The 18,459-nt window shown below is 42.1% G+C and carries 14 protein-coding genes and 2 pseudogenes; 2 read left to right on the top strand and 14 right to left on the bottom strand.

The window, feature by feature from the left end:
• Positions 1–2: 2 nt before the first annotated feature.
• Positions 3–821 (bottom strand): hypothetical protein, encoded by an 819-nt coding sequence (locus ACWATR_RS00430; RefSeq protein WP_460328444.1) that lies wholly within the window; start codon positions 819–821, stop codon positions 3–5.
• Positions 818–2,380 (bottom strand): annotated as a pseudogene (locus ACWATR_RS00425) (cation-translocating P-type ATPase); the annotation flags it as partial. The gene ACWATR_RS00430 and the pseudogene ACWATR_RS00425, both read right to left, overlap by 4 nt.
• 260 nt (positions 2,381–2,640) lie before the next feature.
• On the opposite strand from ACWATR_RS00425, the gene ACWATR_RS00420 reads away from it, so the two are divergent.
• Positions 2,641–3,756, top strand: a complete 1,116-nt coding sequence (locus tag ACWATR_RS00420; RefSeq protein ID WP_460328442.1) for an ATP-binding protein — start codon at positions 2,641–2,643, stop codon at positions 3,754–3,756.
• Positions 3,757–3,907: 151 nt separating this feature from the next.
• Positions 3,908–4,743, top strand: a pseudogene (locus ACWATR_RS00415) (IS5 family transposase).
• Here the strand turns inward: ACWATR_RS00415 and ACWATR_RS00410 are convergent.
• The 12 genes from ACWATR_RS00410 to ACWATR_RS00355 all read right to left on the bottom strand — a co-directional run bounded on the left by ACWATR_RS00410 (position 4,736) and on the right by ACWATR_RS00355 (position 18,274).
• Entirely contained in the window at positions 4,736–4,921 is a 186-nt protein-coding gene (locus tag ACWATR_RS00410) for a hypothetical protein (protein WP_460328440.1), read from the bottom strand. The pseudogene ACWATR_RS00415 and the gene ACWATR_RS00410 overlap by 8 nt on opposite strands.
• A gap of 642 nt (positions 4,922–5,563) precedes the next feature.
• A complete protein-coding gene (locus ACWATR_RS00405) occupies positions 5,564–6,247 on the bottom strand; it encodes a mechanosensitive ion channel family protein (protein ID WP_460328438.1) in 684 nt (227 codons plus the stop codon).
• On the bottom strand, positions 6,237–6,665 hold the full coding sequence (locus ACWATR_RS00400; RefSeq protein ID WP_460328435.1) for a hypothetical protein: 429 nt from the start codon (positions 6,663–6,665) through the stop codon (positions 6,237–6,239). Before ACWATR_RS00400 ends, ACWATR_RS00405 begins: the two co-directional genes overlap by 11 nt.
• Before the next feature lie 99 nt (positions 6,666–6,764).
• Positions 6,765–7,319, bottom strand: a complete 555-nt coding sequence (locus ACWATR_RS00395) for a hypothetical protein (protein WP_460328432.1) — start codon at positions 7,317–7,319, stop codon at positions 6,765–6,767.
• 132 nt (positions 7,320–7,451) lie between these two features.
• Positions 7,452–7,940, bottom strand: a complete 489-nt coding sequence (locus ACWATR_RS00390; protein ID WP_460328430.1) for a tellurite resistance TerB family protein — start codon at positions 7,938–7,940, stop codon at positions 7,452–7,454.
• Positions 7,941–8,176: 236 nt separating this feature from the next.
• Positions 8,177–9,508, bottom strand: coding sequence for an aromatic ring-hydroxylating dioxygenase subunit alpha (locus ACWATR_RS00385; RefSeq protein ID WP_460328427.1), 1,332 nt, complete (start codon positions 9,506–9,508; stop codon positions 8,177–8,179).
• Between the two features lie 495 nt (positions 9,509–10,003).
• Positions 10,004–10,378, bottom strand: a complete 375-nt coding sequence (locus tag ACWATR_RS00380; RefSeq protein ID WP_460328425.1) for a DUF6209 family protein — start codon at positions 10,376–10,378, stop codon at positions 10,004–10,006.
• Positions 10,379–10,538: 160 nt separating this feature from the next.
• The gene (locus ACWATR_RS00375) at positions 10,539–10,721 is read right to left on the bottom strand and encodes a hypothetical protein (RefSeq protein WP_460328423.1); all 183 of its coding nucleotides are present in this window, start codon (positions 10,719–10,721) and stop codon (positions 10,539–10,541) included.
• A 181-nt stretch (positions 10,722–10,902) separates the two neighbouring features.
• Positions 10,903–11,223 carry a chitin binding peritrophin-A domain-containing protein gene (locus ACWATR_RS00370; protein ID WP_460328421.1) on the bottom strand — a complete coding sequence of 107 codons (321 nt, stop codon included), beginning with the start codon at positions 11,221–11,223 and terminating at the stop codon, positions 10,903–10,905.
• Positions 11,224–11,549: 326 nt separating this feature from the next.
• Positions 11,550–15,314, bottom strand: coding sequence for a WD40 domain-containing protein (locus ACWATR_RS00365; RefSeq protein WP_460328419.1), 3,765 nt, complete (start codon positions 15,312–15,314; stop codon positions 11,550–11,552).
• Positions 15,315–15,691: 377 nt separating this feature from the next.
• Positions 15,692–16,669 carry an AAA-like domain-containing protein gene (locus ACWATR_RS00360; RefSeq protein WP_460340095.1) on the bottom strand — a complete coding sequence of 326 codons (978 nt, stop codon included), beginning with the start codon at positions 16,667–16,669 and terminating at the stop codon, positions 15,692–15,694.
• A 168-nt stretch (positions 16,670–16,837) separates the two neighbouring features.
• Positions 16,838–18,274: an FAD-dependent oxidoreductase gene (locus ACWATR_RS00355; protein WP_460328417.1), complete on the bottom strand. Its 1,437-nt coding sequence runs from the start codon at positions 18,272–18,274 to the stop codon at positions 16,838–16,840.
• Between the last annotated feature and the right edge of the window lie 185 nt (positions 18,275–18,459).

Raw genomic sequence — 18,459 nt, 5'->3', positions numbered from 1 at the left:
GGTTATTTAAACTTGCATAGTTGAGAAGTTAAGACATTATAGACAGGAGAAATTGGTAAATAATAATCTGCGATCGGATCGATAATGACGTATCGAACAGAGTTACCACTAATATCTAATATGGCTAGAATGTTTTTCTGATTCAAGCTAAAAATTTTAATTCCTCTTTGAAACAAACGTTGAAATAAGTATGTGGTCTGAATTTTGAGCAGTTGACGCTTTTGTTCGGGGTCGAGGAAACGATGCAAGGAGAACCTGGATTTGCGAAGGATTTCTGGAAAATCAGGAATGTTGAATGTCTGGCAGAATTCAGGACTAAATCCAGTTTCTGTTTCCCCCAATGGAATACCCTCAATTTTTGGCATAAAGAGTACTCGTTTAAATAAGGCACTCTTGACGCAAGTTTGGAAATGCAAGTAAGCAGGACAAATCTGAAGTAGCACTTTCTCTTGCTCGTTTAACTTGGTTTCAAATTCCCTGGCTAATTGTATGCTCCTAAAAAATTGTTTTCTGGGATTTTCTGCACAAGGGCGAGCTTCAGAACATTTCAATGCCAGATTTGAATCAGGAAACACTCCTAATTTAGAATCATGGCAACCTAAGATGTGGATTCCTCTATGGAATTTCTCGGCGTAAGGATTGATATTGTATTTCTCTTTATTGTTTTCTAGCGTAGCAATCAAATGAACTAACCTGCGGATGAATTCAGAAGGGCTGACAGATTGTTTCTGTAATTGCTCATAAATGCATGGTTCCAGGTCAATTGCGATTTTACCTTGGGAGTAAGTCTGAACACCCAAAGTTGAAGCTATTTTGTTCATATTTTAGAGTATTTACGAGAGGCATACCATCGAATAAATAGCTTTTCTGCTTCAATCCAGACAAATACTAGAGAACTAAATCCAATACAAACCAATAGCTCTAATCCACTCAAGTAATAAGTATTGAAGAAGGAACGGAATGGTTCAACATAAATAAGCATCAGTTGCAGGATACTGGTGACACCAACGGATAGGATAAGGTAGGGATTTGAGAAGGGGTTCACCTCTAACATTAACCGCGTGTTGGAACGGATAGCCAGTGCGTGTCCCATTTGTGCTAAACAAAGCGTAGTAAACACCATAGTCTGCCAGCGATCGCGATCTAACAATTCACTTTGTACCTGAGCAGTGTAGCCGTATGCCCAGACCATCATCAAGATAGTTATCACTGCCAAAATAATGCCAATCCGCTTAGGAAGTTGTTGCATGACGATTGGTCTACCGGGTTCTACTGCCAGTGCTAAAGCCGGAAGTCCATCAGTTACCAAGTTCATCCAGAGAATTTGCAGAGGAGACAACGGTACACCACCCAACCCCAACAATGGAGCAGCTGCGATCGTTAATACCTCACCGATGTTGCTGCCAAGGATGTAGCGAATAAAGCGACGAATGTTGATATAAACAACTCGACCTTCTTCAACTGCCGAGACGATTGTGGTAAAGTTGTCATCCAGTAGCACCATGTCGCTAGCCTCTTTACTGACATCCGTACCGGTAATACCCATTGCCACACCAATATCTGCTTGTTTCAAGGCTGGAGCATCATTAACTCCATCCCCAGTCATAGCAACGACATGTCCTTGGTGCTGGAGAGCTTGGACAATTCGTAACTTATGCTCTGGTGTGACACGAGCATACACGCTAACTTGTAGCACTTGTGCTTCCAGTTCTGTTTGGGTGAGCTTTTGGAGTTCCTGCCCAGTCAGGCAGCGATCGTCTACTTTTGCAATGCCCAAGTCTTGGGCGATCGCCTGTGCGGTCAACTGGTGATCGCCTGTAATCATCACCGGACGAATGCCTGCGGTACGGCATTTCACCACCGCATCACGCACTTCTGGACGGGGGGCATCCAGCATTCCCACCAATCCCAACCAGGTCAAGTTAGTTTCAGCCGTATCTTCAAAATCGCGGTCTGATAATTTTGTCAGGTTCTTACTAGCAAAACCTAAGACCCGTAACCCTTGACTAGCAAGCTGATTATTCTGCTCTAAAATTTGTTGCCGTTGTTGTGCTGTCATGAACACAGACCGATCGCCCTGCTGAATGTGAGTGCAGAGTTCCAGAACGAGTTCGGGCGAGCCTTTGCTAAACACGATCGACAGGCCCTCTCCCAGTTTGTTGGACGTATCCTGCACAATAACGCTCATCTTTTTGCGTTCGGATGAAAAGGGAAACTCAGCAATACGCGAGAACGCTTGCTCCTCTTGGTCTTTGCGAAACCCTCCTTTTCCGGCAACTGCCAGTAACGCTCCTTCGGTTGGATCGCCTAATATTGCCCAGTTGCCATTCTCCTTATGCAACACGGCATCATTACAAAGCACGCACGCCAGAAGCAGCGATCGCTCTTGAGCAGCCAAAGAGTTTTTTGAGCCTCAATAGTATGCCAGGCATGGTTATCAACCGGTTGATAAACTTGAGAATGCGATAGGTTAGCAGACATGGGTAAAATAAATTGCACTAAAAAATAGTTCTTATATCATGGCACTGCACTAGAAAATAGTGCAAGCAGAGATGCATCGAAAATTCTTCTGGCGTTGTTAGAGAAAAGTAGATAGTTTTTCAGTTCAGGTTGGCTCAAAGTGAGGAGAATTGGTTGACAATGATGAACGATGCTTTTAAGCCACAAAGTTTAATTGGCAGACAGCCTGAGCTAGAGCAAACCTGTAAAATTTTGGCGGCTGACCAAGATTTGATGCTCACAGGCGTGACGGGAAGTGGACGGCGAGCGTTGATTCGCTATGCCGCACAGCAAATGGGAGCCAGGATTTTGGAGATCGACTGCTTGCGAGCCACTACCTCTTCTCGCTTTTTAGAGTTGATGGCTTCAGGGATTGTGCAGATATTTGGCACATCGGAAGAACGAACTTTTATTCAGCAGTGCGCTTGTGCCTATCCCTTGCAATTAGAGCAACCAACCGCACATCAAACCCGCTTGGTTTGGCAGGTTCCTCCAAATGATGAATGGCTGATTCTACAAGCCTTATTAAATTTACCTCAGATGATGGCAGAACAGTTAAGCTGTCGGGTAGTTTTTGTCTTTCAGAATTTTCCCCATATTCGCTCCTGGGATCGGGCAGGCCAATGGGAATCATATTTGCGACAAGAAATTCAACGCCAAAACCGGGTTAGTTACGTTATTTTGGCTATAACTCCAGAAGATTGGGTGGAAGATAGCTCGGTTCAATTTGTTTCCTTGCTCCCAATGCCAGACCAAGAAATTCAAACCTGGGTTGTTGAAGCAATGGCAGCAGCAGACTTAAAGTTTGAAGTAGATGCCTTAAAACTGTTTTTGGACTATTCACAAGGACATGTTGGAGATGCCATTGCTTTGGCACGGCGAATTTGGAGCGACCATCATTGCTTTTATCAGGATGAACAAACCAGTTTTGCGCTCCAATCCTCCCCAAAACTCATCCAACTTCATCACGTATATTGCAGCACGTTACGATTGGTCGAAGATTTGACTGTTACCTTTGAATCTCTCCTTTTACTGCTGCCTCCCATTCAGGCACGGGTACTGGAAAGTTTAGCGATCGATCCTACTGATAGCCCTCATTCACGTCCCTATCTTCAGAAACACCAATTTTCACGAGGTGGTGGTTTTCAAGGTGCTCTTACAGGATTGGAACACAAAGGGTTAATTTATGGAGCCAAAGGCGGGTATCGAGTGGCATTACCACTTCTATCGTTTTGGCTCAAACATCGCATTTTGTAACTTTAGTTACTTCCTTTACTTAAATGTTAGGTCAAATCTAGCGGTTTCCCTCATTACTCTTAAGAGTTGATTCGTAAAGAAAATCTAAGGAGAACAGAGCCTCGTTTGACTTAGGCTATAGGCTAAATCAATAACACTTATGTTGTTGTCGATGAGTCGTCTACCCGCAATTAAGAACCAAGAGCGCAAACCTTACCCAAGCGATTTAAGCGATGCCGAATGGTTAATTCTTAAGCCTCTTTTACCCACACCCAAGGGATTTGGGCATCCGGTAGAAGTAGATTTACGAGAAATTCTGAATGCGATTTTCTACGTGCAACGCACCGGGTGTCAGTGGGAAATGCTGCCTCATGACCTTCCTCCTTACACAACGATGTATGGTTACTTTCAAAAATGGCAACGTAAAGGCATTTGGCAACAGATTCACGACCAAGTGCGTCATCAACTGCGACAAAATTTAGGGCGAGATGAATATTCTACCGTTGCGTAGGCGTAGCCCGTCGTAGACATCGCTGATTCTCAATCAGTAAAGACAACGGAAAAAAAGGGGAGGTCTACGGTTTTGATGGTGGCAAGAAGGTTAAAGGACGTAAACGCCATATCGTTGTAGACTCTCAAGGATTGTTACTTGGGGTTTTCGTCACCGAAGCCAATGCCTCAGAAAGACTAGGGGCAGTGGTTGTGCTGGATGAAGCAAAGGAAAAATTGTCCAAATTAGAAGTGATATGGGTAGACCAAGGTTATTCTGGCAAGAACTTTGCCAATGCTGTTACCCAGGTCTGTGGTGAGAAAGTACGGGTGGAAGTGATTGAACGAACCTCCAACACCTTCGAGCAATTGCCCAAGCGATGGATTGTTGAGCGCACTTTTGGCTGGCTGAATCGATTTCGGCGGTTGAGCAAAGATTATGAGGTGTATTCTGAGGTGAGTGAAGCGATGATTTATGGTTCTTTACTTCGTCTCATGGTCAGGCGATTAGCTATTTAACATTTACTTTACGAATCAGCTCTAAGTCTGCACCTGATAAATCAATGTTTGGAGCTTCTTTTGTGCTGATTAGTTTATCTAAGTCAGATTGTACAAAAGCATAAGCTGGGGCATTTATTACTCCAAATAATATAGTTACAACAACAAATGTTAGTACAACTATCTTTTTAATGCTCATTGAGTTCTTCCGTTTGATGAACTTTGCCATAAAACTCTACCTATGATTGGTCTATTAATTAATTGCGGGCTTTTTTAGAACTAATGTTTGTATTGTCTTGTGATAACTCTTAAAGATGCAAGGACAGTTAAGACAGTTAAGAAAATTAAGCCGATCATTTAAATAACTTATAACAAACTAATTGCTTTATAGTAACTTTATAATACCAAGTTATTTTAGTAAAAATCTAAGAACCTATCCCACTAATAAAATTCTATTAATCCAAATGTGAACTGTGGCTAGAGAAAGAAAAGCATTAAAACAGGCGGAAATTCGTTCCCATCGAACAACAAGCCTGCGATATTTTCGTTGAAACCACGCAAAACAACGTTCCTGTTGAAAACGTGGAACTGAGATTTTAATTGGTCTACCCCCGATTTTTCTTTTTCTTCCAAACTCGCTTAGGCCATTGTGGTCTGATACCACGTTTACGTAAAGCAGCACGTTTTTCCTTTGAGTCATAGCCTTTATCAGCAGCAAGTACTTTCAGGCGTTTACGCGGTCTACCGGGTCTATTAGTTTTGACTATAGGTACTAAAAGTCAGCTCCTTTGACATTGCAATATATTCTATGCGTTATGTTGTAATTTTAAAATAGCTAATATCAATTATTGGCAAAACCATAAATTTCAATTTCTTCTTGGCTAAAAGTATCCTTTAATATCTTGCGGAGAACGCGCTGAATGTGAAGGTGTTTTCCTGGCTTAACCTTTGTTAGCGTCAGCAGCAATAAATTATTCTCCCCAAAATTTTCTATTCCAGCTACTCGTGTGGGTTCTAAAACATCCTGCTCATCCGCCTTTAACTGCTGTCCCACTTTCTCAACTACCCTGTACACATGATCCAAATTGGAGTGATATGAAACGCTAACTTCCACCCTTGCATATATATACTGCTTGGAGAAATTGATAATTGATCCAATATCTCCATTCCGAACAATCTGCAATTGTCCATCAGGATGGCGTACTTGAGTAGTTCGCAGTTCAATCGCCTCTACAATCCCCTGAATATTTCTCTCCTCCACTTTGCTAACTTCAACATAATCACCCACCAAATAATAGTTTTCAAACAAAATCAAAAATCCGCAAACAACATCGTTAATCAGGTTTTGCGCCCCCAGACCAACTGCTATGCCCACAATGCCTGCACCTGCTAAGATAGGCGCAGGATCGATACCAATGAGCTTGAGTATGGTAACTGCGGCAGTAAAATAAATAAAATATTTGGCAAAACTCCGAATTAAAGGAATTAGCGTCAGCCGTTTCTGTTGCTGTGAGTCATTCATCATTAGCCTTAATTTGATCGGCTTTCTTGGCATAATCGCAAACCCAGTCTATACCCCGACGCAAGGGTGGGATGCTAAATTTGACTAGCATTAGCAAGCTTACACTTTTCAAGCTTGCCGTGAAGAAATTGACCCAAAATTGACGAGGAATATTGCGAACAAGGTTAAGTTGAAAATCTTGAATGTTTCCACCTCGATAAATCACCATTCCGTTCACACCAATCAGCGCAAGACACAGAATTACAGTAATTAAAATTACAAATTTGCTGATACTCCGGCGCAAGAAAGTAATATTTCCAGTTTTTCCTTGAAGCCAAGAAACTTTAGCGGACTGCTTGAAGATTATGCCAATCAGCCAGTTAAACAGCGAAAAAATGAGAATTAAAAATATGACTTCACCGACGATAATTAGTATGTTCATCTTTATATTAAAAAATGTGGTTATATCCCCGACTTATTAAAGAAGTCGGGGATTTACTGGGCTAATCGACTACTGTATTTCTCATCCTAGTTTGGCTTGTTACGGGTTCTGCGAAACCGTAACGGGGAACTGGAGGAGTTGGGCGATGACCTGGTTCGGCGCATTGACAGGCGCGAGGTCTACGGGTGCTTGCAGCTGGTAAACAGAACCCTGCGGCGGAAACACCGTGAGGTTGTCGTTGAGCAGTGCAGCCGTCTTAGTGTTCGACAGCACCCACGGGGAGCCGCCGCCTGGCGGCTTCTCGATAGTTACTGTGATATCTAGAAACATCGTCTGCCGGAACATCGGCGGTGAATTGCGGAGGACTTCGAGCAGACTGAGTGGTGTCACATCGATATCAGCCTGACTGATAGTAACTCTACCAACCACAGGACTATCAGCCGAGACCTCGAAGCCGATTACTTTTAGCTTGACGCCGCCGAGACCACTAGCGAGGTTCGCCTCTACTCTGACCGTGATCCCTCCCTTAAAGTCCAGCATAAGGGTTCCGAGAACGTCCACTCGTAGGGGTACGTTGACCGCATACATACTCATTGGAATCTCCAAACCGATCGGGGGAAGAAGTTCACCTAGCGCCATAATGTTAATCTCCATTTTTATGATCTCAATCTGGGAATAATAACCGCAGAGAGCGGTTTAGCATTTCTCCCCAGTGATTTTAGTACTCAACCAACCCAAAATTACTGCGTAAAACAACCTCTAATTGAGATTTTGGATTCTGCTCAATTAAGCTAAAACATCAGTTTGTAGTAACGCTTTACGTAATGCAGTTACGGATTCTTCTGTTTCTATCAATCTCTCAAGAGCAAGTGCAATATCATCTTCAACCTTTAACAGTTTAGCTGCTTTTTTTACAGCTTCTTGCTCTTCAGTTGCGTAATGGTCAACACGAGCCATTTGAATTGCATGATACAGTAATGACCTTGATTTAGACCAAGTAGGAACATCAACTGTAATCTTACTCAGTAAATTTCCTAAGTCAGCATTTTTGTATTGAAATGTTTTGTATTTCTCTATTACTTCTTCAGGAGCGCCAGCCAATTGCTGATGATTTACTAACCAATTAAATTCAGCTTCTGAAACCTCTCCATCCGCTCCAGCAATAGCGAGAAGTGCATATCCATAGTTAAGGTATGCTTCAGTGGGAATTGCGGAAATTCCTAAGTTCTTCTTCAAGAATTCTGAAGCTGGTAGCACTTCTGTGGTGTTGCTCATAATTTACCTCTTTGATTTTTTTGAAAGTTTACTGCTTGGCAAATACCATTTATAAATGCAATAGTTATTGCAGTTTTTTAGCCGTATGTTAAACCATTAAATCCCTTGTAAAACTTTTGAGGTGCTATTGGTACACACGCATTTAAATATTCTTAGTGTTAGAGCGAAAATACAAGGAAACTTAAGACACTTAAGCAAATTTTTCAGAAAGTTAAGAGAATGTTTGAAAGTCGCCTTTATCTGTGTGCATGGATGTAGTCTACAAAGTAAAATCTCGGACGAAGCCAGAATTTTAGCCAAGCGTAAGCTCCTAGAGCTAATAGCGCGATCGCAATTAAGGGTAAACCCAGAGTCAGCCGCAATTCATCGCTAAAAAGAGCAACAGCGCAAACAGTAATAGCAAAGTAGATTAAAAGCAGTGCTTGCAAGCGTTGCACAACCAAAAGTGCTTTTTGACAGCTACTACAATGCTGGGTGTGTTGTTTGTAGCGATCAAGGATTTGTTGGCGATCGCCATTGATATTCCTTGTTGCTGGAACATCGATTCCAACTTCGTTCCAAGGTAGTTGTCCGTGACAATAGCGATCAAACCAATTTCTAAACTCTATTACTAAACGGTCTGCACTTGTAGGTAACTGATAGGCATTTTTCCAGCTAGTAGTAGATTGTTGTTGTTGGAGATAATACTCTTGCTGCATCAGAAGCACCATATCTCCATCAATCACCTGATTACGCTCTTTGATATGTTCCCACCAACGAGGCGTGAGATGATGGAGTGTTTTGCCAAAGTTACGGGCAAATTGAATAACAATTCTAGACTTACCTGGAGACACGGGTATACAGTAGCTGACAAGTCCAAGCTGTTTGCTGTTATCGCCAAAATTAAACGCATACTCCAAGCGACAAGGTGGTTGAAAAGTGATTGTTCTTTGCAAACCTCCAACTGTAGTCGCTTCAATCAAATTGGGTGTTGATTCCACAATTTTGAGCGGGATTGGTCTTGCTTTTTTGCGATCGCCTTGCACACCGTGATGAGAAAAAGGAACATGACTCGGATCTGCCACATTTTCCACAAGAGTTTGCCAGTCATACTCTAAATCCCGTACATAAGAAGACCAAACATAGTCTTTGCTATTGTCTACTTTGGGTGACAAAGGTAATGGTATATCGATAGCTTGTTGAGTTGATTTTGCATCTGGCCAAACCCAGAGTAAATCATGGTGCTGACGAGTTGGTAGTGCGGTAGCACACAGATTTTTTTGATTATTGCTGACAAGTTCGGGATTTTCTGCTTGGGGAATATGAGTACAATTTCCCTGGCGATTAAATTGCCAACCGTGATAATTACACATTAAATTCCCTGTTTCGTCGTCAATGCGCCCCTCACTTAAGGGAGCAAGACGATGGGGACATCGATCTAAAAATACCTGAAAAGTTTCAGATGATTTGGGTTTCCAGATAACTAAACGTAGTCCCAAAAGTGTCACTGAAGTTGGTTTTTTGGGATCTAAATCTTCTACTGGTGAAAGCGGATACCAATTTTGAAAAAAATTAAATTCTGGCTTCATTTGGCAAAAATTGGGATGTCGAGTTAGTTTTAGAGGATGTCTGAGAAGTATTAAATATTTCTCTTGATCCCCACTAGGGCGTGTTTTCAAAGTCTTAGATCGCCCCAACCCCCCTTAAAAAGGCTACCGTGTACACACAAGTGACTTATTTTGCTCAAAGCGCTCCCAGACCTAAACCCCAGCCCCAACCCTTGTAGCGTTGGGGAGTAAGATTCAAAGCCCCTCTCCGACACGCAGAGGGGTTTGGGGAGAGGTCTACTGACTTGCGTGTACACCGTAGCTTATAAAGGGGAGAAACGGAATCAAAGTCCCCCTTAAAAAGGGGGATTTAGGGGGATCTACAAGTCTTAAATACAAGACAAAAAGTTTTCAGACATCCTCTTAAAAAATAAGTAGTTTTGAAATTTCCATAAAAACTTGACTTTTTATTAAAGCCTTTATTTATGTCGGCAACTCTTTAGGCAGAGGTTCATCAAACTACGTTAAATAATCTCTTTAAGAAAGTTGAAAATTGTAATTTTTACCGTAGTCGCTGTCGTAATAACGAGTGTTATTGCTTCCCGAAGTGTCATAGGGATCGTATCCATAATTTTCAAACCAGATATTGACCTTCTGAGCATTTTTTGGGATATCAATTTCTACAGGTGAAAGGTAATTATTTTGTGCTTGCCTCAGAGATTTATATTGAACTTGACCGTTATCTTCAAATTGAAGACCTACATCGATTTGCCAACTTGGTGAACCTCTATAACTTGTGCGAAAGTAAGGTAAGCGGCTTTCGTCATAATTGATTGTAAATTTCCCACCTTGGGTTAATTCACCTGTGAGGTTTTCTTGCCAATCTTTAGTAAAATTAATTGTAGCTTTCATGATTTAATGTTGTTTAATTTTGTACTTATACCAATTCTCTATGAAGATGCACATAACAAAACCCCCCTGTAGTCCCCCCCTTGGCAAGGGGGGACGGCGACAGCCGGGGGGGTAAATATATGCAGCTTCACAAAAAAAACGGTATAAGAGCATGAGCTTTTTACGTGAGGTTTTTAAACATCAGTTCTTGGTATTTTTGCTCATAGTAATCTATTTCAGGATTAGAACATTGCCCAGCAGTTATGCACATCTGGTAAAATAAAATAGCCAGTCTGTGAGCAGTAGCAGTAAGAGCTATGGGTGCGACCAAGCGAGGACGTAAGTGGCGATAAAATGCACCCATAGAAGAACGACTTTGAGTCAGAAAAAAGCACCAATGCAGAAAGCATTGGCTGCACGATTGACAACAGTACGAGAGTGAGAGGTTTTGACCTTAGAGCCTGTCACCAGCTCATAATGATTATCAGTATATTTTAGGTATCAGCTTATGATTGTTGCCGAGTAATTTATTACTTGGAAGTCCCTCAGGAGCTTGGTACATCTGTAGACCAATTACAAACCTCAAGCTCAGGATCGAAAACCAGCCTGGTAGTTGCGGTCTCCATTGGACAGTTCTGAAGAACTGGCCTAAGTGAACCATCGCTATCTGCATAGGCGCATTGATAAAAACTTGATTTATCATCAGGATTTGGAAGGCGCTGACCCAGGGATTCACACACAATAGCAGGAGTGCCACTGTCACTATTAGTAGTCTCGGCATTTGCTAATTGTGCTTCGCTAAACCATAAGCCAAGGACGACTAAGCAAACTTGAAAAAGGCAAACTAGATTTTTGATGATTTTCATGGACTTTACCTCGAAAAAATGCAAATGCACGGGATTTCCAAACCGATTATCGATTAAATCCTTTGTAAAACCTTTGAGGAATTACTATTGGTATATATGCCTTTAAATTTTTTCAGTGTCAGAGCCCAAATACAAGGAAAGTTAGGACACTTAAGCAAATTTTTGAGAAAGTTAAGAGGGTGATAGAAAATAAAGCCACAAAGCCAACCCTAGTCTCAGGTTGAAATCTTATTTTTAATTTGTGTTCTCGAAGAGTGACAAAATACAGGTAATCCCATCTGAATTTGCTACAGCATCAAAAGCGATCGCCTACGGCACAGCTACGCTTAACGCAGATTCTGGAGATGACAAATAGAGCGTTCGCTCTTTTCTAAAGCTATATTAGTTTTCAAATAATCTTTGACTATACTGCAACCATAAGTTAGTACATCTAGATTGAGAATGCGCTGCAAGTTCCAAATAATCAGTGTGTTGTCATCACCCCCCGAAACCAAAAAAGTTCCATCGCGGCTGATGGCAATTTTCCTAATCGCTGCGGTATGTCCTTTGAGGGTCGTTAGTTCCGTACCATCAAGTTTCCAAAGCTTGACAGTACCATCTACACTCCCAGAAGCGATTATTTTGCCAGTGCCTGACGGCAGACTATCGCCAACGGGACTGAACGCCACACCCCAAATTGCACCTGTGTGACCTTTGAATGTTCTGACTAATTTGCCGTCAAGTGTCCATAACTTAACGGTATTATCACCGCTTCCAGAAGCCACCATTTTACCGTCAGGACTAAAGGCAACGCTCCATACTACTGCTGAATGTCCGACAAGGGTTTTGAGCAATTTACCCTCCAGCGTCCACAGCTTAACAGTACCATCGCCACTCGCTGAGGCAATCAGCTGCCCGTCGGGACTAAATGCAACTTGCCATACTTCGGCAAGATGTCCTTTTAGAATTTGTGGTGCAGGGCGGTCTCTAGGCCATATCTGAACATTATTGATTACACCAGCTATAGCGATCGCTTGACCATTGGGACTCAATACTGCTGCTGTCATTCTGCTATAAGGATTTTTGTAACTAGCAGTTAATGTCCCATCTGGTCGCCTGAGTTTTATCGTATCATCGTAAGCGGGAAGAGCAATTAACTTGTTATCTTCACTGAAAGAAACCTGAAAGACTATGCTTTTTTCAGTCCAAGCTTTGAGCAATTTGCCTTGACGACTCCAAAATTTAACAGTATTTTCGTGGCTAGCTGTGGCGATGGTGGAACTATCTGAAGCGATCGCTATTGACCAGATCCCTGCACTATGAGCGATCGCACTCTTTTGGAATGGATTTTCACTCTGCCAAAGTCTAACAAGATTTTCTGCGCCCGCAGAAGCTATAAAACTACCGTCAGGACTGAAAGTAACTCCCCAGATAGATGCACTATGTCCTCTGAGCGTTCTTAGTTCTGTTCCATCAATGTTCCAAAGTTTAATCGTTTTGTCGAGACTGGCTGAGGCAATAGTCTGACCATCAGGACTAAACGCTACTCCCGAAACTCCTGCACTATGACCTTTGAGAGTTTTATCAAGGCGATAATTGCCATTGCTGTCTCGCTGCCAAAGTTTAACAGTTTTGTCTTCACTTGCGGTCGCAATAGTCTGACCATTCCGACTAAAAGCTACACCGACAACCCAAGCTGTGTGACCGAAAAGAGGTTGTAGGGATTTGGCGTTCTGCCAGCCATTCGTGTCTCGTCTCAAGAGTTTTACTGTCCCGTCTAAATTCGCAGCCGCAATGGTTTGACTATCAGGACTAAAAGTTACTCCCCAAAACCCAGTTTTATAACCTTGAAACGTTTTCAGCAAAGTGCCATCTAGCTTCCATACTTTCACCGTTTTGTCCCAACCAGCAGAGGCGATAGTCTGACCATCAGGACTAAAAGCTACTCCCCAGACTGAAGCACGACCAATGAATGTTTTAGAAATGTTCCACGATGCGTTTTTAGCATTGTGCTGCCACAGTTTAATAGTACCATCTTCACTTGCCGAGGCAAGTATCTGACCGTCAGGACTAAAAGTGACTGACCTAACTGCTCCCTGATGACCTTTGAGAGTTGCAACTGCTGTACCATCACGTCGCCAAAGTTTGATTGTTTTATCCATACTGGCTGAGGCAATCAAAGAACTATCAGGGCTGACATTTACTGCCATCACAGTTGCCGTATGACCAGAAAGATGATTATATTCATCTGCTCCATAAACTGCTTGTTTTAGTGCATCTTCAACCAGAGGTGCAAGATTTGTGTTTGCTATTTTTAGTTTTTGCAGTTTGTCTTTGGCTTTAATTGCTTCTACAAGCGCATCTAATCTGCGATTTGAAGCGAACAGTCCAACTGAAGAAGATACAATAGCTCGAATTTCGCTACTCTTAGCTTGAGCTTCGCTTTTTTGGGTTTGACGATACAGAATGAAACTCCCGATCGCCAAACCGCTAGAGACGAGCAACCCAATACCCACTCCAACTAGCAAAAACCTTTGTAATCTGGCTGTCTTTTTCTCTTGTACGAGTCGTGCTTGCTCTTGTATCAGTCGTGCTTCTACTTCTTTAGCCCGTGCTGCCTCCAACGCGGTTTGCACTTCAAGGCTATCGCATTCAACACTTGCAGCTAAAAACCGATAATCTAAATCGCCCAGACTTTTGCCCTGCGACCATTTTTGAGCATCTTTGAGTGCCTGTCCTCGCAGTAGGCGCGATTCATCTTTATAACCTGATGCAACCCAAGCATTAAATGTCTGCGAATACGGGCGGAGATTGTCTAGTTGTCTTGATACCCATTCGGCATTAAAAACATTGCGATAGATAAGATTTTTAATTTTGAGATAACCGTTGTGTTTCTCCACTAAACCAGATAACAACAGTTCTGTCTGTTCTCGACTATCATCAATCGGCACAGCAGTGCTGAGTGCTGTTAGCGGTAGCGGGGCGATTAGCCCGTGCTGAGGAGCCAGTCGCGTGGGCGGCTCTGCCGACTTGAGCGAACTGGCGTTGCTGAGTGAGGAGTTATCTCCCTTCTCTCCCCCTGCTTCCCCTGCCCCCCTGCCCCCTTGCCCCCCTGCCTCTTCTGCTTGCAATACCTGCTGATAAATACCCAACAACCGCCCTGCCTGTTGTTCGTTGAATAGTAGGCGATCTCTTATAGTACGTAGATGTTCAGGTTCGTCTTGTGATTGCCAATGTTGAATAATATGCGTTTTTACTAATTGCTCTATCCACAATGCTTCTGTACCTGGAGCCAGAGTAATCATTTCTGTAGTATTTTCATCAGCAAGTTGGACAATTAAATCACAGAGTTTTTGTGTGAGAAACGGTTGTCCTCCCGTCCAATAAATAATCTCTTGCAATATTGCTTGTGGTTGAGCGACTACTTTCTTTAATCCTTGCAGCAGAGGTGTAGCTTCATCTAGTTGAAAGCCTTGTAACTCAATTGCTTTTCCAAGGTTAAAGGGCGTGCGGCGTTTATCAGCTATCAGGTCAGAGGGACTCGCTACACCAAATAGTGCAAATCCCAAACGTTCAAAGTTTGGATTTTCTGGTCGCAGGTTATAACAGTGGCGAATCCAAGCAAAAAAGTCGTTAATTGGAAAATTTAAACTCAGCAGACTATCAATTTCATCAATAAAGATGAAAATGCGTCCAGTTTTGCCGTTTTGTAGAGAATCGCTCTTAACATTTGGCAGTAAAATTTCTTCTACAAAGGAATGTAATTTTTGCACCGAAGAAATGCCCGCTTGCGTCTCCCACCAATGTTTAAAGTTGACCTGCGATCCTAGCTTGAAGCTATGGAACAAGCTGATAATAATGCCTTTGTACCATTTATCTGGTGTAGTAACCTCAATACCCAAGCGCGTCATATCCAAGTAAACACAGCTATGACCTTCTTCTCGAAAACGGTAAAGAGTGCGCTGTAGTAAGGATGACTTACCCATCTGGCGAGAGTTGAAGACGTAACAAAAATCACCGACTTTTAAGCTGTTATAAAGTCTTTCGTCTGCCTGACGGATAACATAAGTGGGATCGTTACCGTGGAGACTACCTCCTACTTGATATCTCATGTTGAAATGTGATTATCAAATAAAAACGATAACAGAATTATTTACCATTTGGCAATGATTTATAAAAAATAAATATTATCAGTTTTACAGTACAGTTGAATGCTATTTATCAGATGATTTCAGGTGAAATAATTACTTTTGGTTGTTCTATTTCAATTTGCACACAGTGTCTTCACTTTTTTATCCTTAACTTTCTTAAATTTCCCAAACAGTTATTTGCTTTATTCCTAAATATCTTAACTTTCCTTGTTATTTATTCCCGATTAAGGGAACATAGTTTGGTAAATCAAATTGTTGCTGCTTATCATAAATTTTAGTTTTATGAGTCATCAAACCAGAATAAATATTACCTGATACTTTTGAAACAGTTAAAGTCATTACATTTCTTGTTCTTCGGAAAATGTATTGTCACACGTCGATAACTGTTTTTGAAAATAAGTACGGTAGAGTTCAAAACGTGGAAAAACGCGATCGCCCTTAAAGCGAATTAATCCCAAACTTTCAAGCTTGTAAGCCTCAATAGGATTAATATAAATACCTTCTTTTGCTGCCAGTACTTTAGCATAAGTCTTTGCTAAACTAGGATTTTTTTGCAGTTTGAGCCAATAGCGCCATAAATGATAGCGGTAGATGCCACCATTGGCGATCGCATCCTCTATTAGTTCTTGCAGAGTCATTTCTTGAGAGCAAAGATAGTACAAACTAATCTGAATCAGCGCGGGATGTCCCCCTACCAATGACATCAATTGAGCAATATCTTTAGGTTGACACCAATTTAAATTATACCGCCTAGCTAAATCTTCTACTTGTCCTTGAGTAAATTCGTTCAAACGAATCGGTAGACCAATATTAAAAGGAGAGAGGTTAATATCCAAAGATATGTATTCTTCAGTTGAATAAACCATCACTAACCTCAGCTTTTGCCAATTGGGGTTGTGTCGTGCTTCCTCACACCACGACCGTAACAAAGCAAAAAAATCTTGACAAATGTGAGGATACTCAAAGAAACGGTCAATATCATTCAATACCAAAACCACTGGGTTTTGACATTGATCGAGTAAATAGTTTTCTAAATAAAACCCACTACTCAAGTTGTAGCCAATTTCTTCATCCCATTTTTCCTTAAGGTTGGGTTCAATACCCAACTTTGTTGCAATTGAAAAGCAAAGACGACGTAACAGCTTATTTAAATCAGTTAAAGACTCACTCTCAAATTGGTCGCAATTCAGATTTACAGTCTGATACCCAAGCTTCTGTGCAAAGGCTAATAGCCGCAATACAAGAGAACTTTTACCCATCTGTTTGGGGGCCCTAATCCGAATTACGCAGCCACTATTAGTTAGTTCTCGATAAATCCTTTTTTCTTTGTAGACGCATTGTACTTATTTACTTATCTTTACATAGTTTGGTTTTTTCACCTTGTTCTACTTAAGTTAATCAGGCCTACAGCTTGAAGTAGTTTAAGATGAACTGGAATTTATTTAAGCTATCGCTGACGGTTCATTGGGTAAGCAATCAGAAAATCACTGATCTACCAACAGGTTGTCCTCACTTCTATTCCAGTTTTGATCACTCTTCTTGATGATTCGCTGTAACACCTGCCTTAGAACACTGAGATGTAAAAATACACTGGGGGGTTTGAGTAGGTGCATCACTTCTAAGAAAAGCTTGTGGATGTCAGGGCTTTCAGCAGCCAGCAGCAACACTTGATCTAGATAGTACTGCATGAGTTGCGTCATCCAATTGGGTCGTCCGCCCACAGTAGTATGCCAGCGAAAATCTTCACCTGTTGCCATCAACCAGGGAACTGTAATTCTTTTGCTAAGTTGTTGTTGAAAGCTTCGGGATAGACCAACTAAATTTCCGTCAGCATGGCGAGATAATTGCTTACTCAAAGACTCATCTAAGGTCAATGCACCTAAAGCCGCAGTAGTCATGCCTTGTCCATAGACAGGATTGAAAGCACAAACCGCATCACCTATTAGCACAAACCCTGACGGTAATCTCGACAGTTTTTCATAGTGAAGCCACCTATTTTCCGTGCGTTGATAGGCAATCAGGGGTGAAATGGCTTGAGCATCTTTAATTGCTTCGTAGATAATTGGATTGCGTAAGCTACGAGCAAAGTCTAAAAACCCAGTTTCGTCAGTTGGTGGATAATCTCGACCAATTCCAGCAAGTGTAACTATCCAACGATTTCCTTCAATCGCAAACATTCCACCACTGCGTGTGCCTGGGGCTTTTGCCGTTACCAATACACCTTGCCAATCAGCCTGAAAGTTTTCTGGAAGTTGATATAAGCGACTAGCGTAGCCCAAAAAGGAATTAATCACAGTTTCTTTTGGCGGTGTATAACCCATTGCTTCTAACCACCGAGGAGCGCGAGAGTTACGTCCGCTAGCATCTACTACTAAATCAGCAGTGAAATCTGTTTGTCTATGGGAGGTATCTTGCCTACGATCAATTTTTTGGCGTACCTGCACTCCTGTGACCTGAGTTTTGTTGGGGTTAGACAGCAAACTAGTAACCTGGGAAGCTTGCACGAATACAACGCGGTTGTTAGCAGCTAATCGACGGCGGATAATCCATTCCAGCAAATTCCGACTTAAACTGTAGATATTCAAATCGGAACTAAAGCGGGGTGTCCATCCTCCTAAGCCATACCACAGGCAACCAGCGCTAGCGTTAATGGCGACTGCGCCGGATGCCGCTAATTCAGTCTGGATACCTGGAAAAAGCTGTTCTAAGATATCCAAACCCCGTTTGAGTAAGATGTGGAAATGATGAGCTTGGGGTACACCAGGACGCTGTTCTGGTTGAGCGCTCAAATGATCGCGTTCGATAATTGTTACCTGATTAAAGTATTTAGTCAGCACTTGCGCTGCTAGCAGTCCAGCGATACTTCCCCCAATGACAAGAGCGTGACGTTCGTTTGGTTGGGTTATAGTTGAATCGAACATCTGATATCCATTCCATAGTTACAGACTCTCATCTGAACATACAACAGGTGATACTTCAATTATCCACAACGTACCAGTATCTCCGATGCGATGCCAACGCTTCATGGCGGGTACGCCATCGCACCCCACCCCGTTCTTAGAGGAAACTTAAAAGCGATCGATCGCCCTCACCGTTGTAGGTCTCT

The sequence above is a fragment of the Nostoc sp. UIC 10890 genome (assembly GCF_054786515.1).
Note: the sequence above shows the minus strand (reverse complement) of the source record. Positions and strands in the feature narration are given on the sequence as shown.

Coding starts and splice junctions, on each gene's coding strand:
- ACWATR_RS00430 (WP_460328444.1), bottom strand. CDS start 821: ATGAACAAAATAGCTTCAACTTTGGGTGTTCAGACTTACTCCCAAGGT.
- ACWATR_RS00420 (WP_460328442.1), top strand. CDS start 2,641: ATGATGAACGATGCTTTTAAGCCACAAAGTTTAATTGGCAGACAGCCT.
- ACWATR_RS00410 (WP_460328440.1), bottom strand. CDS start 4,921: ATGAGCATTAAAAAGATAGTTGTACTAACATTTGTTGTTGTAACTATA.
- ACWATR_RS00405 (WP_460328438.1), bottom strand. CDS start 6,247: ATGATGAATGACTCACAGCAACAGAAACGGCTGACGCTAATTCCTTTA.
- ACWATR_RS00400 (WP_460328435.1), bottom strand. CDS start 6,665: ATGAACATACTAATTATCGTCGGTGAAGTCATATTTTTAATTCTCATT.
- ACWATR_RS00395 (WP_460328432.1), bottom strand. CDS start 7,319: ATGGAGATTAACATTATGGCGCTAGGTGAACTTCTTCCCCCGATCGGT.
- ACWATR_RS00390 (WP_460328430.1), bottom strand. CDS start 7,940: ATGAGCAACACCACAGAAGTGCTACCAGCTTCAGAATTCTTGAAGAAG.
- ACWATR_RS00385 (WP_460328427.1), bottom strand. CDS start 9,508: ATGAAGCCAGAATTTAATTTTTTTCAAAATTGGTATCCGCTTTCACCA.
- ACWATR_RS00380 (WP_460328425.1), bottom strand. CDS start 10,378: ATGAAAGCTACAATTAATTTTACTAAAGATTGGCAAGAAAACCTCACA.
- ACWATR_RS00375 (WP_460328423.1), bottom strand. CDS start 10,721: ATGGGTGCATTTTATCGCCACTTACGTCCTCGCTTGGTCGCACCCATA.
- ACWATR_RS00370 (WP_460328421.1), bottom strand. CDS start 11,223: ATGAAAATCATCAAAAATCTAGTTTGCCTTTTTCAAGTTTGCTTAGTC.
- ACWATR_RS00365 (WP_460328419.1), bottom strand. CDS start 15,314: ATGAGATATCAAGTAGGAGGTAGTCTCCACGGTAACGATCCCACTTAT.
- ACWATR_RS00355 (WP_460328417.1), bottom strand. CDS start 18,274: ATGTTCGATTCAACTATAACCCAACCAAACGAACGTCACGCTCTTGTC.